The 26,543-nt window shown below is 34.0% G+C and carries 27 protein-coding genes and 1 riboswitch; of the genes, 10 read left to right on the forward strand and 17 right to left on the reverse strand.

The genetic code is table 11. The features are described 5' to 3' along the window. Window positions 1-20: 20 nt before the first annotated feature. The 6 genes from ACYSNW_RS02575 to ACYSNW_RS02600 form a co-directional block, all read right to left on the reverse strand. Window positions 21-668, reverse strand: a complete 648-nt coding sequence (locus ACYSNW_RS02575; RefSeq protein ID WP_461742848.1) for an MBL fold metallo-hydrolase — start codon at window positions 666-668, stop codon at window positions 21-23. A 68-nt stretch (window positions 669-736) separates the two neighbouring features. Further along, on the reverse strand, window positions 737-1,213 hold the full coding sequence (locus ACYSNW_RS02580) for a tetratricopeptide repeat protein (protein WP_461742994.1): 477 nt from the start codon (window positions 1,211-1,213) through the stop codon (window positions 737-739). Between the two features lie 527 nt (window positions 1,214-1,740). After that, window positions 1,741-2,262: a GNAT family N-acetyltransferase gene (locus ACYSNW_RS02585; RefSeq protein WP_461742849.1), complete on the reverse strand. Its 522-nt coding sequence runs from the start codon at window positions 2,260-2,262 to the stop codon at window positions 1,741-1,743. Next, window positions 2,259-2,729, reverse strand: a complete 471-nt coding sequence (gene tsaE / locus ACYSNW_RS02590) for a tRNA (adenosine(37)-N6)-threonylcarbamoyltransferase complex ATPase subunit type 1 TsaE (RefSeq protein WP_461742850.1) — start codon at window positions 2,727-2,729, stop codon at window positions 2,259-2,261. Before tsaE ends, ACYSNW_RS02585 begins: the two co-directional genes overlap by 4 nt. A 134-nt stretch (window positions 2,730-2,863) precedes the next feature. Continuing rightward, window positions 2,864-3,847, reverse strand: a complete 984-nt coding sequence (gene pta, locus ACYSNW_RS02595) for a phosphate acetyltransferase (RefSeq protein ID WP_461742852.1) — start codon at window positions 3,845-3,847, stop codon at window positions 2,864-2,866. A gap of 153 nt (window positions 3,848-4,000) precedes the next feature. Beyond that, entirely contained in the window at window positions 4,001-4,681 is a 681-nt protein-coding gene (locus tag ACYSNW_RS02600) for a uracil-DNA glycosylase (protein ID WP_461742853.1), read from the reverse strand. 163 nt (window positions 4,682-4,844) lie between these two features. Here ACYSNW_RS02600 and ACYSNW_RS02605 point away from each other — a divergent pair, with 163 nt between their 5' ends. Beyond that, window positions 4,845-5,714, forward strand: coding sequence for a Cof-type HAD-IIB family hydrolase (locus ACYSNW_RS02605; RefSeq protein ID WP_461742854.1), 870 nt, complete (start codon window positions 4,845-4,847; stop codon window positions 5,712-5,714). 36 nt (window positions 5,715-5,750) lie between these two features. Continuing rightward, window positions 5,751-6,266, forward strand: a complete 516-nt coding sequence (locus ACYSNW_RS02610) for an LURP-one-related/scramblase family protein (protein ID WP_461742855.1) — start codon at window positions 5,751-5,753, stop codon at window positions 6,264-6,266. A gap of 80 nt (window positions 6,267-6,346) precedes the next feature. On the opposite strand, the gene ACYSNW_RS02615 is transcribed toward ACYSNW_RS02610, so the two are convergent. Beyond that, entirely contained in the window at window positions 6,347-6,913 is a 567-nt protein-coding gene (locus ACYSNW_RS02615; RefSeq protein ID WP_461742856.1) for a GNAT family N-acetyltransferase, read from the reverse strand. Between the two features lie 136 nt (window positions 6,914-7,049). Then, a complete protein-coding gene (locus ACYSNW_RS02620) occupies window positions 7,050-8,198 on the reverse strand; it encodes a 3D domain-containing protein (RefSeq protein ID WP_461742995.1) in 1,149 nt (382 codons plus the stop codon). A 651-nt stretch (window positions 8,199-8,849) separates the two neighbouring features. On the opposite strand from ACYSNW_RS02620, the gene ACYSNW_RS02625 reads away from it, so the two are divergent. The 4 genes from ACYSNW_RS02625 (at window position 8,850) to ACYSNW_RS02640 (ending at window position 13,168) form a co-directional block, all read left to right on the forward strand. Then, window positions 8,850-10,574: an ABC transporter ATP-binding protein gene (locus ACYSNW_RS02625; protein WP_461742857.1), complete on the forward strand. Its 1,725-nt coding sequence runs from the start codon at window positions 8,850-8,852 to the stop codon at window positions 10,572-10,574. Continuing rightward, window positions 10,564-12,330: an ABC transporter ATP-binding protein gene (locus ACYSNW_RS02630; protein ID WP_461742859.1), complete on the forward strand. Its 1,767-nt coding sequence runs from the start codon at window positions 10,564-10,566 to the stop codon at window positions 12,328-12,330. Before ACYSNW_RS02625 ends, ACYSNW_RS02630 begins: the two co-directional genes overlap by 11 nt. Window positions 12,331-12,581: 251 nt before the next feature. Next, window positions 12,582-12,800, forward strand: coding sequence for a type II toxin-antitoxin system PemI/MazE family antitoxin (gene mazE, locus ACYSNW_RS02635; protein ID WP_461742860.1), 219 nt, complete (start codon window positions 12,582-12,584; stop codon window positions 12,798-12,800). Next, window positions 12,800-13,168: a type II toxin-antitoxin system PemK/MazF family toxin gene (locus ACYSNW_RS02640; protein WP_461742862.1), complete on the forward strand. Its 369-nt coding sequence runs from the start codon at window positions 12,800-12,802 to the stop codon at window positions 13,166-13,168. Before mazE ends, ACYSNW_RS02640 begins: the two co-directional genes overlap by 1 nt. A gap of 70 nt (window positions 13,169-13,238) precedes the next feature. Here the strand turns inward: ACYSNW_RS02640 and ACYSNW_RS02645 are convergent, their stop codons facing one another. After that, window positions 13,239-13,781, reverse strand: a complete 543-nt coding sequence (locus tag ACYSNW_RS02645; protein ID WP_461742863.1) for a folate family ECF transporter S component — start codon at window positions 13,779-13,781, stop codon at window positions 13,239-13,241. A gap of 29 nt (window positions 13,782-13,810) precedes the next feature. Continuing rightward, a riboswitch (THF riboswitch) is annotated at window positions 13,811-13,949 on the reverse strand. 68 nt (window positions 13,950-14,017) lie between these two features. Next, window positions 14,018-14,440 carry a methylglyoxal synthase gene (gene mgsA, locus ACYSNW_RS02650; RefSeq protein ID WP_461742864.1) on the reverse strand — a complete coding sequence of 141 codons (423 nt, stop codon included), beginning with the start codon at window positions 14,438-14,440 and terminating at the stop codon, window positions 14,018-14,020. Window positions 14,441-14,728: 288 nt separating this feature from the next. On the opposite strand from mgsA, the gene ACYSNW_RS02655 reads away from it, so the two are divergent. Then, window positions 14,729-15,838: an ABC transporter ATP-binding protein gene (locus tag ACYSNW_RS02655; protein ID WP_461742865.1), complete on the forward strand. Its 1,110-nt coding sequence runs from the start codon at window positions 14,729-14,731 to the stop codon at window positions 15,836-15,838. 130 nt (window positions 15,839-15,968) lie between these two features. Here the strand turns inward: ACYSNW_RS02655 and ACYSNW_RS02660 are convergent, their stop codons facing one another. Further along, window positions 15,969-16,610, reverse strand: coding sequence for a hypothetical protein (locus ACYSNW_RS02660; RefSeq protein ID WP_461742866.1), 642 nt, complete (start codon window positions 16,608-16,610; stop codon window positions 15,969-15,971). 309 nt (window positions 16,611-16,919) lie between these two features. On the opposite strand from ACYSNW_RS02660, the gene ACYSNW_RS02665 reads away from it, so the two are divergent. Continuing rightward, entirely contained in the window at window positions 16,920-17,084 is a 165-nt protein-coding gene (locus ACYSNW_RS02665; protein ID WP_461742868.1) for a hypothetical protein, read from the forward strand. Between the two features lie 62 nt (window positions 17,085-17,146). Here ACYSNW_RS02665 and ACYSNW_RS02670 read toward each other — a convergent pair whose 3' ends face one another. The 5 genes from ACYSNW_RS02670 to ACYSNW_RS02690 form a co-directional block, all read right to left on the reverse strand. Then, on the reverse strand, window positions 17,147-17,482 hold the full coding sequence (locus ACYSNW_RS02670) for a hypothetical protein (RefSeq protein WP_461742870.1): 336 nt from the start codon (window positions 17,480-17,482) through the stop codon (window positions 17,147-17,149). A 189-nt stretch (window positions 17,483-17,671) separates the two neighbouring features. Continuing rightward, window positions 17,672-18,010, reverse strand: coding sequence for a hypothetical protein (locus tag ACYSNW_RS02675; RefSeq protein WP_461742872.1), 339 nt, complete (start codon window positions 18,008-18,010; stop codon window positions 17,672-17,674). Window positions 18,011-18,549: 539 nt separating this feature from the next. Beyond that, window positions 18,550-19,431, reverse strand: a complete 882-nt coding sequence (gene rsmA / locus ACYSNW_RS02680) for a 16S rRNA (adenine(1518)-N(6)/adenine(1519)-N(6))-dimethyltransferase RsmA (protein WP_461742874.1) — start codon at window positions 19,429-19,431, stop codon at window positions 18,550-18,552. Next, window positions 19,428-20,024, reverse strand: a complete 597-nt coding sequence (rnmV, locus tag ACYSNW_RS02685) for a ribonuclease M5 (RefSeq protein ID WP_461742876.1) — start codon at window positions 20,022-20,024, stop codon at window positions 19,428-19,430. Before rnmV ends, rsmA begins: the two co-directional genes overlap by 4 nt. Continuing rightward, window positions 20,021-20,791, reverse strand: coding sequence for a TatD family hydrolase (locus ACYSNW_RS02690; protein WP_461742878.1), 771 nt, complete (start codon window positions 20,789-20,791; stop codon window positions 20,021-20,023). The genes rnmV and ACYSNW_RS02690 overlap by 4 nt, the downstream gene beginning before the upstream one ends. Before the next feature lie 381 nt (window positions 20,792-21,172). On the opposite strand from ACYSNW_RS02690, the gene ACYSNW_RS02695 reads away from it, so the two are divergent. Then, a complete protein-coding gene (locus ACYSNW_RS02695) occupies window positions 21,173-23,344 on the forward strand; it encodes a HelD family protein (RefSeq protein ID WP_461742880.1) in 2,172 nt (723 codons plus the stop codon). A gap of 327 nt (window positions 23,345-23,671) precedes the next feature. Then, window positions 23,672-24,427: an MBL fold metallo-hydrolase gene (locus ACYSNW_RS02700; protein WP_461742882.1), complete on the forward strand. Its 756-nt coding sequence runs from the start codon at window positions 23,672-23,674 to the stop codon at window positions 24,425-24,427. Window positions 24,428-24,490: 63 nt separating this feature from the next. On the opposite strand, the gene metG is transcribed toward ACYSNW_RS02700, so the two are convergent. Beyond that, window positions 24,491-26,500: a methionine--tRNA ligase gene (gene metG / locus ACYSNW_RS02705; RefSeq protein WP_461742884.1), complete on the reverse strand. Its 2,010-nt coding sequence runs from the start codon at window positions 26,498-26,500 to the stop codon at window positions 24,491-24,493. Between the last annotated feature and the right edge of the window lie 43 nt (window positions 26,501-26,543).

Here is a 26,543-nt window from a genome sequence, read left to right on the forward strand (position 1 = left end):
TCAAATGACCGCCTGATAAATTATTCAAGCAATAGCTGTTTTAATACCTCAGGATCTACCATTTCAATATGACCAGAAATACACAGTTTTGGCTTCATTTCGATATATTCAGATATTGTCTTTCTAAATATATTTTTTTCCACTTCTAAACTTGGAAGTAGTTCACTCAGGTCATCGCCAATATTATCACTGATATTAAGAATTTTTTCTTTATCATCCCATACACTTATTGTATCCACTGTATGTCCAGGGGTGTGATATAAATATAATTGATCTTCTGGAAAAATTAGTTGATCATTGAACGTTAAATTTGGTAAATACATTTCTACATTTCCTTCTTTAAACTGCCCATTTTTTGCAATCATTTGTTGCCAGTTATTGCTCATCAACTGTCTGCATAAATCATGAGATACAACCAAATGGTTTTTAAATTCGCCATTTCCCCATACATGATCCCAGTGATAGTGACTATTTATTACAATCAACGGCTTAGAATCATTGTTCAAAAACTCCTTTATAGGTTGCATACTTAATGAACCTAACCCAGTATCTATCAAGTAATTCTTCATTTCACCAATAATCAAATGATTGGTTAATGTCCAATCAACTAAATCATGTGTAAAAAGGATATGTCGCTCACTAATTTTGGTCATTTTTGTGTTATTCATAATTTCCCCCTTCTTTTCAACCATCATTAGTCATAGCCTCTCATAAATTCACGAGATTTCATGACATGCTACCAAGTTTGGTCTAATTTATCTGAGTAATAGACCAATGCTTTTGTGTATTCTTTGATATCTTTATCGTTAGAAGTTGAAGCAAGTAACTGGAGTAAAATCCCCATCGATTCAGAAGACTCTTTCAAATTGTGTAATACCATTGCATAAAATACTTTCAACGCATTATTTGAAGGAAATTTAACCATCGCCCTTTTTAATGTTTTCTCTGCTAAGTCATACTTTCCAACTACTCGATAAGTACTACCTAAACCAATAAATGCTCCTTCTAAATCTTTACCTTCTAAACCGTTTTCAATTGATTTTTCATAATAATAGATAGCTTCTGTTTCTTTTTCTAAAAGATCAAAACTCCATGCGATTTGATAATTGATACACGGATCGCTACTTTCTTTTAATGTGATTAGTAAATTATTGGATTCTACTAATTTTCCTTGAGTTCTTAATAATAAGGCGTTTTTTACTATATTGTTGATAACGCTACCTCTCCTTTAAAGTTCGTTTTCAATTTTCTCTTTGAGAATCGTTTGCTGATTAAACAACTTAGCTATCAAAGTTTCATATTTATCTTCAGGTCTTAGTTTGTATGCCCTATAACGTGGACAATCTTTCCCAGAAAACATACCATCAAAAGCTTGAGTTTTTAATAGTATTTGCTCCACTTTCTTTTTATTAGATATGCTCTCTAACTCCAATCATACTTTATTATTGATTGTATTTTTTTCTTATTAAAATAGGCCGGAATTCACCCAAAAATTTGCAGAACAATTTTCGTAAAATTACGGCCTATTTCGCGGAGTTATCCGTTCTTATCTCAATTCAATCGTATTCCTAACCGTTGTATTTTAACTATTCTTAGGTTCATACTTATTTTATTTAATTTTTATGACAGTTAAGTACTCCTATAATCTTTGTATGAAACTTTGTCCATATTTAATCAACAATAATTTGTCCTGAAATCCTACCAAATGTAACAAAATATTCCTTATCGAAATAAAACGTTTTAATCAATCATCATACTCATCAAATGAACGTCTAAAAATTCACCAGCATCAGTTTTAGCTCCGCGTGGCATAATAGCTTCTGTTTTAAAGCCAAGTTTCTCATACACATGAATCGCTCGTTGATTTCTATCTTGAACGGTTAATTCTAGACGACGAATCACCTGACTTTCTCTTGACCAAAGAATAATTTCTTCCATCATCAAACTACCTAATCCAAAGCCCCAGTAATCCTTCAAAATACTAATTCCAATCTCCCCGATATGCTCCATCCTACTCTTTGAAGAAGCTTTGACTGAAGCCGTACCCACAACTTCATCATTGGCAAGGGCTACAAGCAACACATTATTGGAAGACTCATATAGATTCGCAAGATTTTCACGCATCGCTTCAGAATTCATTTCCAATCCTTTTTCATCCATAATCAAAAAAGGGGTCTCACTTCCAATGATTTTCAATACAGATAATATTTTATCCCCGTCATTTGGAATGGCTTCACGAATCACAAAATCTATAGCGGTCATTTTAGTTCCTCCAATTTTTCAATTTTTTGCAACAGTTTTTCAGCTTTTCTACCATGAGCTTTAATTGTCATGATTCTTTTTTCAAGATTTTCGGACTCTTTCTCTAAATCAATCGCAAGATAATTTTCTGGTAAATTTTCTTCTAATAACTGTCCCCACTCAACAACACTAACGCCATCTCCTTCGAAATACTCTTCCAAACCTAGTTCATCAGCCTCTCCGCCAATTCGATAAACGTCCATATGATACAATGGCAAACGTCCAGTTTGATATTCACGAATAATCGTGTATGTCGGGCTTTTGATCATTTGTTCAATCCCTAATCCTAACGCCAAACTTTTAGTAAATGTTGTTTTCCCAGCGCCTAAATCACCTGATAAAATGATGACATCTCCTGCAGAAACAAGTTTGCCAATCACTAAGCCTAATTGCTCCGTTTTTTCTAAATTTTGAACTGAAATTTTCATGCTATCCCTACTTTTCAACTGATTTACCGTTTTTTATGTAGTGTTAGTATACCGAAATATGAGCCTTTGAGCAATTAACAATAAAAAAAGAGTCAAAACCCACTAAAAAATGAGTTTTGACTCTTTTAAATGAATTAATCGTTCATCAATGTTTGTGCAGCTGTAATGATTGATAATTTATAAATATCTTCTTCATTTGCTCCACGAGATAAGTCTGAAACTGGTTTGTTCAATCCTTGTAAGATTGGTCCAATTGCTTCAAAATTTCCTAAGCGTTGTGCAATTTTGTAGCCAATATTTCCAGATTGTAATTCTGGGAAAACAAATACTGTTGCTTTTCCGGCTACTTTCGAATCAGGTGCTTTTAGTTGTGCAACTGAGGATACATAAGAAGCATCAAATTGTAATTCTCCATCAATTTCATATTGAGGAGCTAATTCTTGAGCGATTTTTGTTGCTTCTACCACTTTATCCACTTCAGGTGCTTTCGCAGACCCTTTGGTAGAGAAGCTCATCATCGCCACTTTAGGCTCAATATCAAATAGTTCAGCTGTTCTAGCACTGTCAACGGCGATTTCAGCAAGCTCTTGTGCCGTTGGATTTACATTAATCGCGCAGTCAGAGAAAATATATTTTTCCTGATCACGACCGCGAACCATAATCATCGCACCACTTGTACGGCTAATACCTGGTTTAGTTTTAATAATTTGTAGAGCAGGGCGTACTGTATCGCCAGTTGAATGGATTGCACCACTGACCATTCCATCAGCAAACCCCATATAAGTCAACATTGTACCAAAATAGTTAACATCTTTTAAGATTTTACGCGCATCTTCTTCAGTCACTTTGCCTTTTCTACGCTCAACAAAAGAAGCAACCATTTCATCCCAACGATCATAATTATCTGGATCAATAATAGTAAAGTTAGATGTTTTGATTCCTCTAGCGTGAGCTGCTTTTACGATTTCTTCTGATTTGCCGATTAAAATTGGTTCCATTAATTCTTCTGCTTTCAAACGTGCAGCAGCTCCCAAAATACGGGGATCTTTAGCTTCTGGGAAAACAATTTTAATGTTACGACGTACGATTTTAAATTTTAAGTTATCGAATAATTCCACGATATACCCTCCAATATTCTATTTACCTTCTCATCATACACCATTCTATAGAAAAAAAACAGTTCTTTCTAACTGTATTAGTGAAAAAAAGTTAGTCTGATAATGGTTTCACAAACTTAATGATCTACACTATAACAGATAGACCTTGTTGTACTACACTGTATCAGGTAGTTTCCAATCAATTGGTGTTTCACCCAATTCTTCTAACGCTCGATTTGCAGATGAAAAAGGTTTCGAACCAAAAAAGCCTCGGTAAGCAGATAATGGACTCGGATGAGGTCCTTTCAAGATAATATGGCGTGTCGTATCAATCATTTTGATTTTTTCTTGTGCTGGTTTGCCCCATAAAATAAATATAACTGGTTTTTCGCGCTCATTTAGTTTTTGAATAATTGCATCAGTCAAATTCTCCCACCCTTGACCGCGATGTGAATAAGCTTGACCATTACGGACAGTCAACACAGTATTCAGTAGTAAAACCCCTTGTTTGGCCCAACTTTCTAAAAATCCATGAGAAACAGGTGCATAGCCCAAATCATCTTCCAATTCTTTATAAATATTAACTAAAGAAGGAGGAATTTTGACTCCAGGTTGAACAGAAAAACTCAATCCATGTGCTTGATTAGGTCCATGATAAGGATCTTGACCTAAAATGACTACTTTTACCTCTTCAAAAGGCGTCAACTCCAAAGCAGAAAAAATATGATACATATCAGGATAAATTCGTTGGTGTTGATATTCTTGCTTTAAAAACGCTCTTAGTGTTAAATAATATTTTTTTGAAAACTCATCTTGTAAAACATTTTGCCAGCTATTGTGAATAATCTCTTTCATTTTTTCACTCCTTAATGTTTTTTAGCTATTTTTTTCTTGACTTTCATTCTCCCTTTTAAGGATAGCTAATTTTACGAAAAGGTACAAGGAAATTTTATACACTGAAAACACGAAATCGTGGTAGAATAGACGTAAGACAATTTAACGGGGTGTATATAAACAAATGATAAAATTAATTGCTTCAGATATGGATGGTACATTATTAGATTCAAAAATGAGTATTTCCAGCGATAACGCTTCGGCAATCCGCGAAGCCAATCGTCTAGGAATCGAATTTATGGTTGCAACAGGTCGCGCTTATACCGAAGCAAAACCAGCATTAGAAGAAGCTGGGATTGATTGTGCGATGATTGCCTTGAACGGTGCTCAAGTCTTCGATAAATTAGGCAACTCCCTTTTTACTGCTGGAATCGAAAAACAAAAAGCAAATGCTATCATAGATATTTTAGAAGAAAATGATATTTATTTTGAAGTTTCTACAAATAAAGGAATTTTTTCTCAACAACAAGAACGACGAATCGAAAACTTTGCTTCTCATATCGCAACAACGATGCCTCACTTAACGTATAAAGTAGCCATTGCAATGGCAGCGGCTCACTTATCACTATTGGCAATCAATTATGTTGATGATATTCGTGCGGTCATTGAAAAAGACGATGTTGAAGTTTTAAAAATCATCGGTTTTAGTATGGATGGTCCAAAAGTCTTAGGACCAGCAAGTCTTGAAATTGAAAAATTAGGAGAACTTGCCATCACTTCTTCTGCTCAAAACAACATTGAAATCAATCATGTTCGTGCGCAAAAAGGAATCGCTGTTGCACAAGTTGCCAAAGAACGAGGCATCTTACCTGAAGAAGTAATGACAATCGGCGATAATTTCAACGATGTCAGCATGTTGCAATGGGCTGGTGTTAGTTTTGCTATGGGAAATGCTGAATTAGCAGTCAAAGACGAAGCAAAATATACGACATCAACAAACTTGGAAAATGGTGTTGGTGAGGCTATTTTAAGAGCTATCAGAGAAGATTTATAATCGAACAATTAACAACTAGGATGGGAGGGTCACTTTGTGTCTGAATATTTTATTCAAGAAAAACAATTAAGTAATATCACTAGGACCATCGTCAAAGATGAAGATGGAACATCCCTGTTTCTGCTTGTCGGTCGCTGGGGAACTAAAGGTGATGCCCTCTCTCTTTATACAATGGAAGGTGAATTAGTCGCCAGTATCAAACAAACCTCTTTTGTCTTTGGTAGTCGTTTTGAATTACATAAGGATTTTAAAAAGGTTGGCGTCTTAAAAAAAATTGTAAATCTTAGACCAGAGTTTTACTATGTTCATCATTTACATTGGGTGGCTATTGGTGATATCTACAACCATCGCTACTCTATTTATCACATGAAACAAAAAATCATGGAAATGGATAAAGCAACGCTTTTTTCTGGGGATTATTTTATTTTGAATGTTCCTGATGATGAAGATGCACCACTATGTATTTGTATTGCTGCGATTTTAGACTATTGGCTTTATAATAAGAAAAAAAATACGTATAGAAAATTTACCCTCACGCCTAAAAGCTGTTAATTCATTAGAAAAAAGTAGCACTGAACCATTGGATTTGTGAATACTCCAATGATTTAGTGCTACTTTTACTTTTACTAATTTTAGTCGATTTTTTTCTGCATATGATCATAAAGATGACCACTCAAAGTCATTTCTTCCACAGTTTCAAACCCTTTACGGGCATATAATTTTTTAGCCGCTGGATTTGCCTGATCAACGTTTAAGCCAATTATTTTTTTTCCATCTCTTTTAGCAATATCTGGTAACGCATTTAGTAATTTCGAACCAATTCCCGTACCTCTGAATTTTTCATTAACAGAAATCGTATCTAAGTACCACTCATCAGGAAGGGTCTCAGGATCGACAAATAATTGAACGTCTTCTGGTAAATCATACTTTTTTAGTACTTTTTTCAATGGTTCATCGATTTGAGGCTCATCTTCACTTGGATAGCCAAACGCTACTCCAGCAATTTCACCCTCTACTTCATACACAATCCCTCTTTCAAAACCATAACGATAGGTTGGGTCACCAAGCGCTTCACTCAAAATTTCTACTATCGTCTCTTCAGAAACAATATCTAATAACGGTAATTCCATATCTTTTAAAATAACCAAAATTAATGGTGCAATTGCTTGCCCATCCTTTTTTGTTGCAAAACGAATCATCAATATTCCTCTCTTTCATTATTTAGTGTAGCATCTTTTTTGATAATAAACGAATTTTTGCATCACAATAAAAAAAACAAACAAAGAAATGGCCCTTAGAATTTTAGAAAGTCATCCTAAGAACCATTTTGTTTATTTACAAGATTTCTACACGAACGTTATGTCTACGTCCCCAAATTCTACATTGATCTACCGTATCAAAATGCACATCAATGATATTTCCTTTGATTGCGCCACCTGTATCACCAGCAATAGCAATTCCATAGCCTTCAACATTAACCAAAGAACCTAAAGGAATCACACTAGGGTCAACTGCAATCACATTACTATTCGTACGAACATCAATCCCAGTCGCAGTAATGTATCCTGAACCAGCTTCACGCCAAGAATAGGCAGTCGATTCCATATATAATACTTTTCCATTGCCAGTTGTATTTCCTACATCAGTGACTGGTGCTTCAGGTTGAACCGTAGAATCAGTTGAAGAACCTGAGCTAGTTTCGGTAACTGGTGGTGTACTTGACTCAGCCTTTTTAGCCTCTTCAGCTTCTTTGAGAGCTGCTTCTTCAGCTTTTCTAGCTTCCTCTGCTTCTCTTTGCTTCTTCGCTTCCGCCAATTTCTTTTCATCTTCAAGACGTTTTTCTTCTGTTTGTTTATCTGTAGAAATTTGTTTTAGAACTTCTTCATTATTTGCTAACTGATCTTTCAACGTCGCAACTTGTGCATCCATAGCAGTTGCTTCTTCTTGTAATTTTGCTTTATTATCAGTTAATTCTGTTTGTTTACTCTTTACAGTTTCTTGAAGCTCTGCTAATTTCTCTTTATCTTCAGATAATTTATCGATTTTTTCACGCTCAGCATTTTGTAATATGGTCATCGCATACGCTCGATTAAAAAAGTCCGATAAACTTTCAGCTTCTAATAATGCTTGCAACGTTCGTTGATCGCCGTTCACTTGGACATCTTTCATCCGTTCTCCGACTGCTTCTTTTCGGCGTTCGATACTTTTTTCTGTAGCAGTAATTTCAGCCTCAGAAGTCTTGATTTGTTCTTCTGTGTTTGAAATATCTACTTTAATTTTTTCAATTTCAGCGTATTTTTCATTAACATCATTTAAAGCACTATTAATATCTTTATTCAGTTCATTCCCTGTCTCAGTTGCTTGAGCTTCTTTTTGTTTTAAAGCATCTAGCGACTCTGCTGAGGCAGTAAGTGGAAGAGAACTCAACATTAAACTAACAGCTAAAAATGGTATCAACTGCTTTACTTTCACTGAATCCAACACCTTTCTTACATAAATCCAACTCAATCTATTATACTAATCAAAAACCCGTATATTATTTCAATAGCGTTACAATTGATTACATTTTAAAGAAAATAACCCTTTCACTGTAATATTTATAGCTAAAAAAACAATGATTATCCCTAGAAATCCTATTTTATCAATTGTTATTTAATATTCTTAAACAAACATTAACTATTTACTAGTATGCTTGTTTTGTTGCTTTTCTTTCTCATTTTCTATTAATTTTTTAGATTTTTTCTCATTTTCACCCGATTCTCCATCAAATATTACAAATCATTTCACTGATTTCTTACTATTTTTTACAAATCAATGATTAATCTTGTTTATTTTATGATAAAATTTTAAAGTTTGTCTATAAACTATACTTTTCATTCTTACTCTACACTACACTAAAAATTTTAATAGCCTATTCATTTAGTGATAACTTACGGAGTAAACAATAATTCAACGCTACGTCGTACCTATTTGTTTCTCGGAGTCAGCCACTTTCGAAACGATTTTAAAAAAAGTGTATAAGAAAAGACACTTTTGGAGGCGTATCTTATTTTGTTCCAACCTCAATCCTTTGCCTTTATTTCATTAGAATAGTGAGATACAATAGAATTTAGTTTAATAATTAGGAGGAGCAGTATGTTAGGTTTACTTAAATATGCAAAAAAATATCGAAAGCAAATTATATTAGGTCCTTTTTTTAAATTTTTAGAAGCTTGTTTTGAATTAGTCCTCCCACTCTTTATGGCAAAATTAGTTGATCAAGGAATCCGGATGAATGATTCTAGTTATGTTATTAAAATGGCTCTTTGGATGTTTGCAATGTCATTGATTGGATTGGGATGCGTCTTGATTTGTCAATATTTTTCTTCTATTGCATCACAAGGTTTTGGAACAGAACTACGAAATCAAGTTATGAAAAAAATCAATCAATTTTCTCATACTGAATTAAACTTTTTCGGGACTGATACATTAATCACTCGTGTAACCAATGATGTCAATCAATTACAATTAGCGTTAGCAATGTTGATTCGTCTAGTTATCCGAGCACCTTTTTTAAGTATTGGTTCAGTTATTATGGCATTTTATATTGATGTTCAAGCTGGTTTTATTTTTCTATTAATGTTGCCAATTTTTTGTCTGATTCTTTATATCATTATTAAAAAGACTGTTCCTTTATACAAAAAGGTTCAAGGCAAACTTGACTTGTTAAACCGCCAAGTTAGCCAAAATTTAAGCGGAGTTCGTGTCATTCGCGCTTTTGCTAGGAAAAAAACAGAAAAAAAACATATGGACGAAGTTACAGACGACTTATCGACTACTTATATTCATGTCTCAAATATATCGGCTCTCTTAACACCAGCTACTACTTTAGTAATGAACCTAGGTATTTTATTGATTCTTTATATAGGTGGCATTAAAGTTAATATTGGGCATTTAGAACAAGGACAAGTTTTAGCACTTATCAATTATATGAATCAAATGTTACTTGCTCTGATTGTCGTCTCAAATTTAGTCATTATTTTTACTCGTGCTTCTGCCTCAGCTTCAAGAATTAATGAGGTCTTAGAGATTGACTCCAGTATTTCTAATGAATTGACTGAAATCGAAGAATCAGCGGATGAAATTTTCTTTGAACATGTTTCTTTCCGTTATCAAAAAAATGCAGGACTCGCTTTAAGTGATCTTACCTTAACTATTCCTAAAAACTCAATGTTAGGAATCACAGGCCCCACGGGTAGCGGGAAAAGTACACTTACTCAATTAATTCCTCGGTTTTATGATGTCAGCGAAGGAACGATTTTTGTCAACGGGGTCGATGTGAAACAGTATCCATTAGAAAAATTACGTCAGCTAATCGGAATTACTCCTCAAACAGCCGTGTTATTCACTGGAACCATTCGAGAAAATTTACAATGGGGAAAACAAGATGCTACGGATGAAGAATGTTGGCAAGCGCTGGAGACTGCTCAGTGTAAAGAATTTGTAGTTGGACTTGAAAAAGGATTGGATACTCCTATTTATGAAGGCGGGAAAAACTTTTCTGGTGGTCAAAGACAACGACTAACGATTGCTCGCTCTTTAATCCGCAAACCGCAAATTTTGATTTTAGATGACTCGCTAAGTGCCTTGGATTATCAAACTGATTTAGATCTGCGTACCGCATTACGAAGAGATTTAAAAGAAACGACTTTAATCATTATTTCTCAACGAATCAGTTCAATCCAACAAGCACAACAAATTTTAGTCTTAGATAGTGGGAAACAAGTTGGTCTAGGTACACATGACACACTCTTAAAAACTTCTCCACATTATCAACAAATTGTTGATTCGCAAAAGGAGGATTCTGCAAATGATGAATAAAAAGAAGAAAAACGGCTCATTAAAGCGATTCATGCCTTATTTACTGCGTTATCGAATCGAGATGATTCTTGCAATCATTTTAGGACTTGCTAGTGGTTTAACGACTGTTTTGATGACTTATTATATGGGGAAATCGATTGATACTATGATTGGAAAACAAGCAGTTGATTTTACGCGTTTAATGCAGTTACTTGTTTATTTAGCAGCAATCTTATTTATCACTGTAATCAGTCAATGGTTAATCCAACGGTTAGGAAATCGCGTCTCTTACCTATCTGTTGCTGAACTAAGAAAAGATGCCTTTGATCATTTGAATAAATTACCGTTAAATTATTTTGATCGCTCTTCTCACGGAGATATTATTAGTCGCTTCACCAATGATATGGATAATATTTCAATTGCTTGTTCGGCTGTCTTTAATCAACTATTTTCTGGCGTAGCCGTCGTGATTTTTGCTTTGTTCTTTATGCTTTATTTAAGTCCTTTATTAACTTGTGTAGTCTTAATTTCTACGCCAATCATTTTTATTGTCAACTGGTTAGTAGTGAAAGCTTCACAAAAGAACTTCTCTGCGCAACAAAAAATCGTCGGAGAAATTTCTGGATTTGTTGCTGAAATGATTAGCAATCAAAAAATCGTCAAAGCTTTTCAGCAAGAAGAGGTTTCGCAAAATCGATTTGAAGAATTAAATCAACACCTTTATGTTCGAGGACAAAAAGCACAATTTTCTTCGTCACTAACCAATCCCCTCTCACGTTTTATTGACCATTTAGCGTATTTATTGATAGGTCTTGTAGGCGGATTACTCTATTTAAGCGGAAATCAATTCGTTACGATTGGAATCATTTCAAGTTTTACTATTTATTCAACTCAATTTTCTAAACCATTTATTGAATTATCAGGAATTACTACCCAAATCCAAACGGCCATAGCTGGACTTGATCGAACCAACGAAATCTTAAATCAACCACTGGAAACACCAGATAGTGAAACCGCCAAAGTTTTAGAAAAAGTCGTTGGGGAAGTCACCTTCAAAAATGTTGATTTTTCTTATGTACCAAATAAACCTTTAATTGAAGATTTTAATTTAAAGGCTTTGCCTGGTGAAACGATTGCTATCGTCGGAAAAACAGGTGCAGGAAAGTCGACTCTCGTTAATCTTTTGATGCGTTTTTATGATGTAAATAGTGGTGAAATCACAATTGATGGAACATCCATTAATCAAGTTACCAGAGATAGTTTACGCCAGAGCTTTGGAATGGTTTTACAAGACACCTGGCTGTTTGATAGCACTATTAAAGAAAATTTGATTTATGGAAATCCAAGCGCTACCGACGAAGAAATTGAGACCGCTATGAAAAAATCATATATCTATGATTTCATTGGTCGTTTACCTCAAGGTCTAAACACCTTAATTGGCGAAAGTGGGATTAAAATTTCCGAAGGACAACGTCAATTAATGACCATTGCCCGAACGATGATTAGTAATCCGCCGATGCTGATTTTAGATGAAGCAACTAGTTCAGTTGATACATTGACAGAAAAAAATATTCAAGATGCCTTTCTAGAAATGATGAAAGGAAAAACCAGTTTTGTTATTGCCCACCGCCTTTCAACAATCAAAAATGCCGATAAAATATTAGTAATGGATCAAGGGCATGTGATTGAAATTGGGACACACCAAGAGTTGATTCACAAATCAGACGGCGCTTATAAATCGCTTTATGAAGCTCAGTTTAAAAATCAACAAATTTAGTTAAGTAAGCACTTAAAAACCCCGCAAACTTCTCAAGAATGTTAGGAAGTTTGCGGTTTTTTTTTACTCCTATTTGATTGTAATGAAAAACTACGTTTATCTATTTCAATTCACAAATATAAGCTATAAAAATCTTACTATTTTCCTAGCGAAAAAGTAAAAACATTGTAATTACTTTTTCACGATGATATACTTAAAAGTAGAAAAGTATGAACATGCTGAAAAAAATCCATAATAAAGGAGCATTCACAATGAAGACAAGAAAACAAGGAAATGCTATTGTTTTGACTATCCCAACAAAATTTGGAATTCAGGAAAATGTTGAGTATATCGCAATCATGGGTGAAGATGAATCAATCACCTTTATAAAAAAAACACCAAACATTTTTGAACAAGCATTCGCAAATAACGAAAAAATCGATGTAGGCGATAGTTTCCCAGAAGATATAACCGGAAGAGAGATGTTGTAATGGTCTTTAAATATAAAGGATATCTGCCAAATCAAGGAGATATAATACAAATCAACTTTAATCCCAGCGCTGGACGTGAAATTCAAAAAAGACGGCCAGCAATTGTGATAAGTAGCCATTATTATAATGGCTCAACTGGGTTTGTAGCAGTCTGTCCTATAACTAGCACAAATAAAGCCAACTTTATCCCGCTAGATCGTTCTCATGTTACACATGGTTATATCAATCCATTACAAATAAAAACACTAGATTTTATTTCCAAACAACGCGATATCCACTTCATAGAAAAAGCTACAACAGCAGAACTTGGACAAACCGCTCAAATTGTATCTATGATTTTTGATTTTCAAAATTTAATCGGGACATAAAAAAACAATAATAATTACTTAAAACCCCACAAACTTCTCAAGGATGTTAGGAAGTTTGTGGGTTTTTTTTTTATTTTAATTTAGCAAATGATTTTGTCAAAAATTGTTTATATGGAATTTTATTGCCAAGATAATAAGTCGATATTACTTGAATCGGGAAGAAAACTACAGATTTGATAATTCTGGGTACCCACCAAGCAAAAATAGAAAGATCGACACCATACAATAAACTCAACCATAAAGGTGTTAGGATTAGATGTACAATAACGGTCACTAAAAAAGTCGCCATTACTATTCGGTACCAAGTCAACTCTTTTTTGTAATAAAAAAAGCCATAAATAGCCCCTGTGATAAAAGCATTTAAAGTAAATCCTGGGAAATATGGCCCTTTCGGGAAAAGCATCATGCCCACTGTATCTGCAAGTGCTGCACCAATTCCTGTCCAAAATGGACCAAATAAAATAGCCATCAATGATTCTGGAATAAACGTCAGACTGATTCTTAAAAATTGTGTTTCAATCGAAAGAAATCGAGTAAACACAACAATCAATGAAATCAAGAGTCCCATCATCGTTAATGCACGTGTATCTAACTTTCTCTTCATGTCTAGCATCTCCTTTAAGAGTTGCTACATCAATCTCATGCAGCGAATGCGAAAACAAAACCGCGAATCAAAAAGCACGGAGACTAATACTTTGCTTAGTTCCCAAACTCATCATTCTTCGTCCAAAAGGCAACATCCCATCCTCTTAGCACTTAACGCTCTATTTTCTACTCTGTTTATTTTTAGGCATACGCCTAGTTGAAATATAGCATATTCCCTACTATAGTGCAAACAACCGATTTCATTTAAAGGGAAATTGGTTGATTGTCCATTTCATGAACAACCTTTCTAAAATCAGCAAAACCTGCATCTAAGCCTCTTAGCAAAATTTCTGCAGTTCCGATATTTGTCGCTAGTGGAATCTCATAAACATCACTTAAACGAATCAACGCTGTTACATCTGGTTCATGCGGTTGTGCAGCTAGTGGATCTCGCAAAAAAATAACCATATCTAACTTATCTTCTGAAATCATTGCACCAATTTGTTGATCACCACCTAGTGGTCCTGATTTAAATCGATGAACAGATAATCCTGTCGCTTCAGAAATACGTAAACCCGTTGTTCCTGTAGCAAATAATTGATGCTTTGCTAAAATAGGTTGATAAGCTAGAGCCAACTTCACTATCAACTCTTTTTTTCGATCATGAGCAATCATTGCGATTTTCATCCTAATCCCTCTCTCCTCAAAAAACATCTTTTATCTATTATAACAAAATTGACTCCTTAATCCTATGAAGTAAGTAGAAATAGCGAGTATATTTTGACAAACAAATTAAACCATTCATTTTTCAATTCAATTTCTACCTACTCAATCCACGATAAGGTTAATGTACTTTACTAACTTTTTTGTCACTTTGACGAAAAAGAGAACGTTTTCTTGTGCAGTCTACCATTGAGGTACTATAGCGCTTTCATTATACTGAGTACATAAATAAAAAAGAAATGAGTGACGAAAATGGTAGAAATGGCTTTAAAACATGTATATAAAAAATATGATAATGCAGAAAATTATTCAGTAACCGATTTTAACTTAGATATCGCAGATCGCGAATTCATCGTATTTGTAGGACCTTCTGGTTGTGGTAAATCAACTACTTTACGAATGATTGCAGGTCTTGAAGATATTTCAGAAGGAGAATTATTGATTGGCGATAAAGTCATGAATGATATCGCTCCTAAAGATCGTGATATTGCCATGGTTTTCCAAAACTATGCGTTATACCCACATATGACCGTTTACGATAATATGGCTTTTGGTTTGAAACTTCGTAAATACGATAAAGCAGAAATCAAAAAACGTGTTGAAAATGCCGCAGAAATCTTAGGATTAACTGAATACTTAAAACGTAAACCAGCTGCACTTTCTGGTGGACAACGTCAACGTGTTGCCTTAGGTCGTGCCATCGTTCGTGATGCTAAAGTCTTCTTGATGGATGAACCATTATCAAACTTGGATGCTAAATTACGTGTTGCCATGCGTGCAGAAATTGCTAAATTGCACCGTCGTTTAGAAACAACAACAATTTACGTTACCCATGACCAAACAGAAGCGATGACTATGGCCGATCGAATCGTTATCATGAAAGATGGCTTTATTCAACAAATTGGTACTCCAAAAGAAGTATATAACACACCAAACAATGTTTTCGTTGCCGGATTTATCGGATCACCAGCTATGAACTTCTTTAACGTTACATTGAACAATGGTGTCGTTCGTGATGGTCACGGCTTAGAATTAACAATTCCTGAAGGAAAAAATAAAATTCTTGTGGAAAAAGGTTATGAAGGAAAATCAATTATTTTTGGTATTCGTCCAGAAGATATCCACAGTGAACAAGTAGCACTAGATACAATGAGCGATGCTGTCGTTGGATCTGAAGTTGTTGTTTCTGAGTTACTTGGTGCCGAAACAATGCTTTATACTCGCTTAGGAGATACTGAATTCATCTCTAAAGTAGATGCTCGCGACTTCCACAATCCAGGTGAAATGGTTGATTTAGCCTTCAATATCAACAAAGCTCATTTCTTTGATACAGAAACAGAAGATGTGATTAAACTTCCTTAAACTGGAAAATTAGATGATTTGACTTGATAGCTAGCAATGCTTATCTTCCCTATGCCCCCTATTAAATTTAAATAAAAGTAGGAAAGTGAGAACAACGTACATGCACGTTTGTCCTCACTTTCTTATTTTTTCAATTAATCATTTCTTTAATCACTGAATCAGCTTTTTTTAATTCATTTTCCTTTTGAGCTATTTTCTTAGCTTTAGTAAAAACGGGGATATCAAATCGTTTACTCAATGCATAAGAAATATAATAAGCGATACTATAATCAACCAAACTATGAATCAGCCCACCGATTCCCATCAATAAAAAAATAGAATACATAAATCCGGCTGTGTAATAAGTATCTGGCATATTTCCCATGGTGTAAAAAATACTCACTACCACTAATTCAGTAATAGAATGAAGAATGGCAATCACTAAATTGAACAGCTGAAAACGACCATTTAACAAAATAGATTTCTTATTCGTTAAAACGATGGTTGGATGTTTCTCCAAATAAATAGAACCAATTACAGCAAAAATAATATGAGAAAAAGCTCTAAAAGCAATAATAGGTGTTGCTGAAAGAAAAAAACCAAACCCAGTTCCTATCCCTACGGCAATAGCAACTCCGGGTGAGAAAAACATTGCAATAAAAATCGGTACATGACTTGCCAATGTAAAAGAGGCTGGTCCAATCGTAATTCTTGGCATAACTAAAGGAATAATAATTCCCATAGCAATTAGTAATGAAGAAAGTGTTAATTCTCTGACAGATATTCTTTTCATTATCTTCTCCCTCTCGATGTGTCAAGACACATATGATGGGTTCATTTTACGCAAAAAAAGATTAGGTGTCAAGACACATATAGAATTAACATCTAATTATCAAACTAAGTTCAAAATTCTATAGCTTTTTCTAGCTAGAACTCTCTTCATTCCACCAACATAAAAATTTATTAAGTAAGATAGTGGGGAAATAAAATACCGTTAACTTTTAGAATCAAGTAGATATTCTGCAACCTCGGTTCATTTCATTCACTGTGTTTTACAACAATTCTTAATTTTAAAGCCTTCAGTCATTAAGATTTGTTGTGATTGAAGCAAAGCATAATAACTACTTTTACTCAGCTCATGAAACAATCATTTAGAATCGAGCAATTAGACGGAACAGCTGTTATTGCGTTCTTTGCAATAAATGATGGTTCGGAAATTGCCGAGATTCTGATTGTTTTATACCATTTATTAGGTTTTCTAAGATAGACTAAACTTTTTTTACTTTTGTCTTCCCACTAAACGTTTTCTTGATAAAACGTGTAATGTAATCAAAAATTCAATGTCCAACTACTTAGTAAAAATATCATATCTTCTTTATCTAACTCTGCCCTACGGGTAATCGTTTTAAGTAAACAGCCATTAGAATAAAAATAAATTTCCACAGGTTCAGTAGTATTCATGATAAATTTTTTAAGTAGCTCAAAATTAGAGGTATACACTTCATCTTTCAAAACTTCTTGATCCCCTATTTCTTTGACAACAAAAACATGATCCTTAACGCCATCTTGCCCATTTCCTAACATAGTATCGTATGCTGGCGTTTCTTCTTTCATAACACTTCTTTTTAATACCAGCTTTTCATTTTTCTTTTTTTCATCTGACATATCAATCTTCCCCTTTCACTTATTTATGAGGTTGGGACAAAAGTGGCTAGCTCTGAGAAATAAAAAGGAATTTCCGAAAATTGCTCTTCAAATTTTTGGTAAATTTCGGCTTATTTCCAAAAGAGCTACTTTTGCACCACCGTTTGTTCGGTTTTAAAAGATAAAACAAAAGTGTTTTTTACTTTTGTCTCACCCACATACTGCTTGTAAATTCCCTAATGGAAGTATTTTCCTTTGTATACGAAATTTCCATTGCTGTTTTCTAGCAGTGAATGTCCAAACAGTTACTAAAAATCCCTTTTGGATTATACTATCTGAAATTTCATTTTTGTCGAATTCAACTTTTTGAACTAAATTACTTGAAAATTTACTGATAAAAAGAATGATTAGCTTATTTTCACTTAATAATAACATAGCTTCATTCGTGTTTGAGGACATTCCTTGTGCAATTACGTACCCTGACAACATAGATGATTCACCATAGTTATTTTTTAAGTATTCAATAGTTTCTTTGCGAATTAAAAACATTTACCCTCTTTCTCGCATGTACAAATGAATTTATTATAGCTGAATTCAAATAACTCATTTTCACGGTTTATATTTATTTCAAAATTAGAAACTATTTGAGTTAATTTCATAATTCGCAAAAAAACATTGAACCCGAACAATGATACAAGGAAAATAAAATTCATATGCCATTTTAGTGATGAAGGTAGTTGGTTAACTCTTATATACCGGTCTCATTTACAGTTATTGCAAGCATTATTCGTCTTTATTTCAAAAAAATGAATTATGAAATTGACTCATTTAGAAAAAAATATGATTAAAAAATTTTTTCCTATTTAGTTTAAAACTATATTATCTATTTTTACATTGTTATAAATATAATACTATAAGGGAAGTAATCAATCAAATGCAATTAAAAAAAAGAGAACCTATTGATACACTTCAGTATCTAGTTCTCAATTTATTTAAAATAATTTCTCTCAATTAACTATCATTTGAAAAAAGTAACGTCTATCAGTTTACAAAAATAATGCTTCAAAATTTTTTACATCTATTTTACATTATTTATTTTTTTCTAACGCATTACTTAATCGTGCAAATTCCTCTAAAGATAGCGTTTCACCTCTTCTTGAAGGAACAATTTCGGCTTCTGCTAAACTTTCAGTCAACCAAGCTTTCGTTTGATCATCTTTTCCATAGAAATGAATCAAATTATTCCATAACGTTTTACGTCTTAATTGAAAAGAAGCTTTCGTTAATTTAAAGAATTCCTTTTCATTCACCACACTCACCGCTGGTTTTTCACGTTTAGTCAACTTGATAATTGCGGAATCAACATTTGGTTGTGGAATAAAAACTGTTTTTGGAACGATAAAGGCAATACTTGCTTCCATAAAATATTGTACCGCAATCGATAAAGAGCCGTATGCTTTTGTTCCTGGTTTTGCTGAAATCCGATCCGCCACTTCCTTTTGCATCATCACAACCATTTCTTCAACCTCTAAATCAGATTCTAAAAAATGCATCATGATTGGGGTTGTAATATAATACGGTAAATTAGCAACCACTTTAATCGGTAGCTCTTGTTTAAATACTTCTTTCGTCGTTCCAACTAAATCCGCCTTAAGCACATCACTATGCACAACCGTAACATTTTCATAAGGACTTAATGTATCTGCTAAAACTGGAATTAAACGATCATCAATTTCAAATGCTAAAACTTGAGCCGCATTTTGAGCCAATTTTTCAGTTAATGCACCAATCCCTGGTCCCACTTCAATGACATTCGTTTCTTCATTGATTGCCGCCGCTTCGACGATTTTGCGTAATATATTTGGTTCCGTCAAAAAATTTTGCCCCAGGCTCTTTTTAAATGAAAAACCATGTTTCTTCAATATCTCTTTTGTTCTTGAAGGGGTAGCTATTTCTTTATACTCTGTCAATTTGATTCCTCCGATTGTTTCACACTTAAATCCTGTAATTTGTCCATTGTTTCTCTCAATTCACGCTCCGTGATACGAAACATTTTTAGTCGTTTAGTAAGTTGTTTACTGTTTGTATAGCCAATTCGCAATTCGTCTCCTAGTTTTTCTCGGCGCTCTTTCGCATGAGTTCCAGCAATTAAACCATAATCAAGCAAAACTTGCCTAGGAATCTCTTGATAGTCATCTTGCTCGTGAGATGGCGTAACGACTTTCTCTAGAGCCTCTAAAATTGTTTCATCGCTCGCATGCTCTACACCTAAACTACTACCACGCTTTTTAGGTGTTGCCAACCGACGAGAAAGGAAGGCATGTTTAGCATCTGGAACAACTTCCATGATTGTTTTACGGATCTTTTCTCCTGAATAGTCAGGATCAGTAAAAATAATTACTCCTCGCATTTCTTGTGCATGTTCAATTTGAGCTAAAATTTCTTCATTAATCGCAGAACCAATTGTTTCAATCGTATCTGCATCAACTACCTCTTGAATTCGGCGCGTATCATCTTTTCCTTCAACGACAATAATTTCTTCAATTTTAAGTTTTTCTGTCATTGGCTTAACCTAAATAAACGATGTGCATTTTTAGTTGTTTGTTTTGCTATATCTTCAAAGGGTACTTCTCTTAGTTCGGCAATTTTTTCAACAACATAGCGGGTATACCCTGGTTCATTTCGTTTTCCACGATAAGGTACTGGGGCCAAATACGGCGCGTCTGTTTCAACTAATAAAGATTCTAACGGTACCTGTTTAGCAACGTCTTGAACTTCAAGTGCTTTTTTAAACGTCACCACTCCGCTTAAAGAAATATGCATTCCTAAATCTAAAAACCGTTCCATCCACTCGCTATCGCCACTAAAGCTGTGCATAATGCCCCCGATATCTCGAATATCTTCGTCTTTTAAAATCTTGTACGTGTCTTCTATTGCATCTCTCGTATGAATGCTAATCGGTAAATTCATTTCTTTCGCAATCGCAATTTGGCGTCGAAACACACGATCTTGAACCTCTTTCGGATCTTCCATCCAATAATAATCTAAACCGATTTCGCCTAAAGCCACAACTTTCGGCAATGTTAATTGTTCTTGTAATTGTTTTTCAACTGAAGCTGTATAACTTCCAGCTTCTGTAGGGTGCCAGCCAATAATACTTTGAATTTCAGGATATTGTTGACTTAGTTCCAAAGATTTACGAATGGTCTGCTGATCAAACCCAACAACCGCCATTTCAGTCACACCTAATTCTTTTGCATGCTGAATTGTTTCGGGAATGTCTTCATTAAATTGTTCTGCATTTAAATGAGTATGAGAATCAAAAATCATCTATCATTTCTCCTTATATCATTTTACGTCCGACTCTGCCAAGTTTTTTTCAAACAACGACTGATCTTTACGTCTTCTATACTGTATCATATTTTACTCAAAAGCTGAATGGACAGCGTTCAGAAATTAAACCCTTCTTATTAGAAAAATAAGTAAAAAAAGATTGTAGCATTCGAATTTCCTGAAAATTTTAGTGAAAATAAGAAAAAAGACGTAACTTATAGATAAGGACATAAACAAAACTGGATTTCTAATATGGTTGAATTTCAACAAAATTGAAAAATCCTTGCCACTAATATTTTTAAGAACATCCTAATTGCATTATTTTCTAATGTCATTTACACTATTTAGTTACGCACTTTTTCACCGGGAGGAATGTTTATGTCACAAGAATTAATCACAGAGACAAATCATTTAAAAGAAATCAATCAGGAATTACTAGCAGCCCAAAAAGTCTATTCAGAAGCATTACAATCAATCAACACAACTGGGCAATCCGTCTTAAAACAATTTCAAGAAGATACTAAATTAAACTTTGATAGTTATCTTGATAATCTTGATACATTCTCTATGATGGAAATGAAAAATAGAGAAATCGATCAATTGAATATTCAAATGGAAACATTCGTAAAAAAATTGGAAAAAGTTGAGCACCTACTTCCCAGTCCTTATTTTGGCAAAATAGATGTCACATTTTTAGAGATGGATTCTGATCATGATAGTTTTTATATAGGGATGAATGATTTTACTAATTTAGAAGATCAATCACGAATCTTTGATTGGCGTTCTCCAATCGCAGCGCTTTTTTATAATAATGAGATTGGAACTAGCAGCTACATTGCCAACCAAGTTAAAATTGCCGTAGATGTGACACTGAAACGACAATTAATCATTAAAGAAAAAAAATTACTTAACTTTTTCGATACTAATCTAGCAATTCAAGATGATGTTTTATTACAATCTTTGGAAGCTGATTCTTCTCAGTACATGAAAGACATTACGACAACCATCCAGCAAGAACAAAATGAAATCATACGAGATGAAAAACAGCCACTATTACTTGTAAACGGGATTGCTGGTAGTGGAAAAACATCTGCCATTTTGCAACGAATCGCTTATTTACTTTATCAACACCGAACAGAAATCACCGCTGACGATATTTTATTACTTTCGCCCAATTCAAATTTTATTGATTATATTTCTCAAGTATTGCCTAATTTAGGTGAAAGAAATCCTTTAAATTTAACTCTCTTACAATTTTTAGAAAGCTTATTTCAAGACAAGCATGATATTGAAACCGAAACAACCTACTTTAAACGAATTACAGCTGAAATACAGTCAAGCCAAGAAAATATAATTCAATCGGCAGATTTTGTGAATTTTATAAAAAATTTCAAAGAAACAGCGCTGATTCAAATCACACTCTTTCGACCGATTCACTTTAAGAAGAAAGTGATTTTCTCGACTGAAACTATTTTTAGCTTATATCAAAAGACACCTGATATACTATCTATTCGTGAACGACTATCAGCAACAAAAGAAAAACTATTGAGCCAATGGACTCACTATTTGCGGCAGCAAGCAAAATCAAGAAACATGATTGATCAAATTCAAAATCTAACCGAGGCTGAACAACTACGCTATTTTGATCGAACACTTTCTGATGAAGATGAAATGCAATTAGCACAACTTGCCTTTCTCAGATTGCAAAAAAAATATACGAAGATAATCAATAAAATTACTGATTTTACTTGGTTTGATCGGTGGGCACTCTTTCAATTACTATATGAAAAAGCTCAACAATCTCCCTATCAAAAAAACGAACCTTTCTATACAGTTGATGAAGCCGTCTGTCTATTATTGATTAAGCACACCTTTGTAACTGATTTAACAAATCGTCAAATGGCTTTTATTCTAGTTGACGAAGTACAAGATTATACCTCAGCACAAATTGCACTACTATTGGAGTTATTTCCCCAAGCAAACTTTACTTTAGCAGGAGATGAAAATCAAGCAATCTTTACGACTTCAATTGATTTTACTATGCTACAAACAATTTTATCTCAGACTAAGCGTTCTGTTGCTTATTATCAATTACTGAATAGTTATCGCTCAAGTAAAGATATCACAGAACTATTTCAACATTTAACAACAAATAAGCAAGCACTAGCGATTCGTCCAATTCGTAAAGATGGGGAAGTCACCCGCTATCTTTCTTGTGAAGATCAACAAATATACATGAACACATTACGTACCATTATTTCGGAAAGTTCTAATGAAGAAAGTCTTGCTATTATTACTAAAACAAACGCTGAAAAAGAAGTATTAGCGCAACAATTGCTAAACTTAACAACAATGAAAAACGTTCAAATTCTCTCAATTGAGCATGCAAAAGGATTAGAATTTGAACGCGTAATTGTTCATGATTCCTCTTCAGTACACTACCAAAATACTGAAAGAGATAAAAAAATTCTATATACCGCCATTTCTAGAGCAATGAAACAAGTTATACTACCTTATATTGGTGAAATTTCAACTCTTTTAAATTTTTAAAAGAGATTGGAAATGTAGTAGTTACTTTTGCACTACCGTTTACTAAGGTCATAAAACCATCGTTTAGAATCGAGCAATTGGACAAAACAGCAGGTATTGCTCTCTTTGCAATGAATGGTGGATTGGTAATTGCCGAGATTCTGATTGTTTTATACCGATTTTTCATTTTTTCAAAGATAGAACAAAGTTTTTCTTTATTTTCGGTCCACTCAATAAATTCAAAAATCCTTTTAAAAAATTTTTTATCCTATATAATTAATTTTAACACGACTTATTGAACGGAAAATTTTATCACAATTTTAAATAATGATAGGAGTATTTTAGTGTATGAAAATCGAGTTATTTCATGTGGGCATTGCCACTTGTGTTCTCCGTATCAATGAAAAAATCAAAATAGCAATTGATCCTGCATTATCTCCCAAAGGAACTGTTTTTAATTTTAAATTATTTAAATCTAAACGATTAAAAGAACCACAATTTGATATCGATACGTTCGCGGATATTGATCTTTGGTTGATCAGCCATGCTCATGATGATCATATCGATCAATTGGGTTTAGAAAAAATAGCGCCAGAAACATTAGTTCTCAGTAGTAAAAATGCCTTACCTCTTCTAAAAAACAAAAACAGTAAAAAAATCGGTTGGGAACAAAAACATGTTTTCCAAAAAAATGATTTGTCTGTAACAATCATGGCGATCCCAGCTTATCACGGAAGTTCGTATTTGATGCGTACGTTAGTTGGAAAAGTCAATGGTTATCTCCTAACGATCAAGGAGCATAACGATGCAAAAGAAATCTATTTTACTGCTGATACGATTTATAACAACGATGTAATCAATATTTTACCTAGTCATGTTGATCTTTTAATTGCTAATTTAGGCAATGTACTTGCTGATAAAAAAGGTGGACCCTTAACTATGAATATTCCTATGCTTGATTCTTTTGTGGATAAATCAACTCCAGAGATAGTCGTTCCTATCCATATCGATGACCTTTCTCACTATGATATGACTGAAGAACAAGTCAAACAGGCAGGTTACGATGTTTTAAGTGTTGGTAAATGGCATACATTGATCGACTAAACATAAATAAGAAAAAGAACATTCACTAGCTACTTGAAGCAAGCTAGTGAATGTTCTTTTCATTTAAGCAATACTTGATCCGTTTGGCATTTCTTTAGGCGCTTCAACTAATTGCAATTTCCCATCCGCTGATTCAGCAGATAAAATCATTCCTTGGCTGATTTGTCCACGCATTTTTCTTGGTTTTAAATTAGCAACGATCACTACTTTTTTACCAATCAACGCACTTGGATCAGGATAAAATTCGGCAACCCCTGATAAAATTTGACGATCTTGACTGTCACCAGCATTTAAGCGGAATTGTAATAACTTATCTGCTCCTTTGACTTTCTTACAATCGATGACTTCAGCAACTTTTAATTCTACTTTGTCAAAATCTTCATATTTGATTTCTTTTTCTTTTATTGAGACCAATTCTGTTTGTTCTGGATCCCATTTGATTTCTTCAGTTGTCGTAGGTGAACCTTGACTCATTTTCCTTTGAATATAAATAACTTCTGTTTCCATATCCAAACGTGGGAAAATAGGTGTCCCTTTCGCTGTCACTTTGATCCCAGATGGGAATTCCCCAAAATGAATAGCTTCCATACTCATTTTTTCAGCTTCCAAACCTAGTTGTTCAAATATTCGCTTCGGTGTTGTCGTCATCACAGGCTGTAAAAGAATCGCAACGATTCTTAAACTTTCAGCTAGATGGACCATCACACTATCCAATTCATTTTTCTTGTCTTCATCTTTCGCTAAAACCCAAGGTTGAGTTTCATCGATATATTTATTAGCACGGGAAACCAATGTCCAAACTTCGGCGATCGCCGTATTGAATTCCATTTTTTCCATATATTCATGATATTTCCCAATAACATTGGCTGCGGTTGTCGATAATTCACTGTCAAAAGGTGTTACTTTTGAAGCATAATCTGGAACAAAACCATCACAGTATTTATTGATCATAGCGATCGTGCGGTTTAATAAGTTTCCTAAATCATTAGCCAAATCATAATTGACACGTGAAACAAAATCTTCTGGTGTAAATACGCCATCGCTCCCAAATGGGATCGCACGCAGTAAATAATAGCGCAATGCATCTAAACCATACCGCTCCACTAACATTTCAGGGTACACGACATTCCCTTTAGATTTAGACATCTTACCATCTCTCATCATTAACCAGCCATGACCAAAGATTTTTTTAGGTAATGGAATATCTAATGCCATTAACATAATTGGCCAATAGATTGTATGGAAGCGAACGATTTCCTTTCCTACCATATGAACATTTGCCGGCCAATATTTTTGGTATAAACTATCATCATCTGAACCGTAACCTAATGCCGTAATATAATTAGACAACGCATCAATCCATACATAAATAACATGCTTAGGATCATTGGTCAATGGAATCCCCCAAGAAAATGTCGTTCTAGAGACCGCTAAATCTTCTAATCCTGGTTTGATAAAGTTATTGATCATTTCATTTTTACGAGATTCTGGTTGAATAAAATCGGGATGCTCATTGTAGTAAGCTAGTAGACGGTCCGCATATTTACTCATACGGAAAAAGTAAGATTCTTCCTTAACTAATTCAACTTCGTGTCCACTTGGCGCTTTTCCGCCAATCACTTTTCCATCTTCATCACGGTAAACTTCCTCTAACTGTGTTTCAGTAAAATATTCTTCATCTGAAACAGAATACCAGCCTTCATACTCACCTAGATAAATATCTCCTTGTTCCAACAACTGATCAAAAATTTGTTGTACACTTTTTTTATGATAATCATCTGTTGTACGAATAAATTTGTCATAACTGATATCCAATGTTTTCCATAACTTTTGAACATCTACAGCCATTTTGTCCACATATTCTTGTGGGGTTACTGATAATTCTTCAGCTTTATTTTCAATTTTTTGACCATGCTCATCGACACCCGTTAAGTAAAAAACGTCAAATCCTTTTAAGCGTTTGTAGCGAGCCATCGTGTCGCAGGCAATTGTTGTGTACGAATTACCAATATGTAATTGGCCACTTGGATAATAAATCGGGGTAGTAATATAAAATGTCTCTTTCTGTGTCATGCAGAAAAATCCTCCTTTAAGGTCCTTCGACTATATTCCTAAA

Source organism: Enterococcus sp. LJL99 (assembly GCF_054871725.1).

Coding starts and splice junctions, on each gene's coding strand:
- ACYSNW_RS02575 (WP_461742848.1), bottom strand. CDS start 668: ATGAATAACACAAAAATGACCAAAATTAGTGAGCGACATATCCTTTTT.
- ACYSNW_RS02585 (WP_461742849.1), bottom strand. CDS start 2,262: ATGACCGCTATAGATTTTGTGATTCGTGAAGCCATTCCAAATGACGGG.
- tsaE (WP_461742850.1), bottom strand. CDS start 2,729: ATGAAAATTTCAGTTCAAAATTTAGAAAAAACGGAGCAATTAGGCTTA.
- ACYSNW_RS02600 (WP_461742853.1), bottom strand. CDS start 4,681: ATGAAAGAGATTATTCACAATAGCTGGCAAAATGTTTTACAAGATGAG.
- ACYSNW_RS02605 (WP_461742854.1), top strand. CDS start 4,845: ATGATAAAATTAATTGCTTCAGATATGGATGGTACATTATTAGATTCA.
- ACYSNW_RS02615 (WP_461742856.1), bottom strand. CDS start 6,913: ATGATTCGTTTTGCAACAAAAAAGGATGGGCAAGCAATTGCACCATTA.
- ACYSNW_RS02625 (WP_461742857.1), top strand. CDS start 8,850: ATGTTAGGTTTACTTAAATATGCAAAAAAATATCGAAAGCAAATTATA.
- ACYSNW_RS02630 (WP_461742859.1), top strand. CDS start 10,564: ATGATGAATAAAAAGAAGAAAAACGGCTCATTAAAGCGATTCATGCCT.
- mazE (WP_461742860.1), top strand. CDS start 12,582: ATGAAGACAAGAAAACAAGGAAATGCTATTGTTTTGACTATCCCAACA.
- ACYSNW_RS02640 (WP_461742862.1), top strand. CDS start 12,800: ATGGTCTTTAAATATAAAGGATATCTGCCAAATCAAGGAGATATAATA.
- ACYSNW_RS02645 (WP_461742863.1), bottom strand. CDS start 13,781: ATGCTAGACATGAAGAGAAAGTTAGATACACGTGCATTAACGATGATG.
- mgsA (WP_461742864.1), bottom strand. CDS start 14,440: ATGAAAATCGCAATGATTGCTCATGATCGAAAAAAAGAGTTGATAGTG.
- ACYSNW_RS02655 (WP_461742865.1), top strand. CDS start 14,729: ATGGTAGAAATGGCTTTAAAACATGTATATAAAAAATATGATAATGCA.
- ACYSNW_RS02660 (WP_461742866.1), bottom strand. CDS start 16,610: ATGAAAAGAATATCTGTCAGAGAATTAACACTTTCTTCATTACTAATT.
- ACYSNW_RS02670 (WP_461742870.1), bottom strand. CDS start 17,482: ATGTCAGATGAAAAAAAGAAAAATGAAAAGCTGGTATTAAAAAGAAGT.
- ACYSNW_RS02675 (WP_461742872.1), bottom strand. CDS start 18,010: ATGTTTTTAATTCGCAAAGAAACTATTGAATACTTAAAAAATAACTAT.
- rnmV (WP_461742876.1), bottom strand. CDS start 20,024: ATGACAGAAAAACTTAAAATTGAAGAAATTATTGTCGTTGAAGGAAAA.
- ACYSNW_RS02690 (WP_461742878.1), bottom strand. CDS start 20,791: ATGATTTTTGATTCTCATACTCATTTAAATGCAGAACAATTTAATGAA.
- ACYSNW_RS02695 (WP_461742880.1), top strand. CDS start 21,173: ATGTCACAAGAATTAATCACAGAGACAAATCATTTAAAAGAAATCAAT.
- ACYSNW_RS02700 (WP_461742882.1), top strand. CDS start 23,672: ATGAAAATCGAGTTATTTCATGTGGGCATTGCCACTTGTGTTCTCCGT.
- metG (WP_461742884.1), bottom strand. CDS start 26,500: ATGACACAGAAAGAGACATTTTATATTACTACCCCGATTTATTATCCA.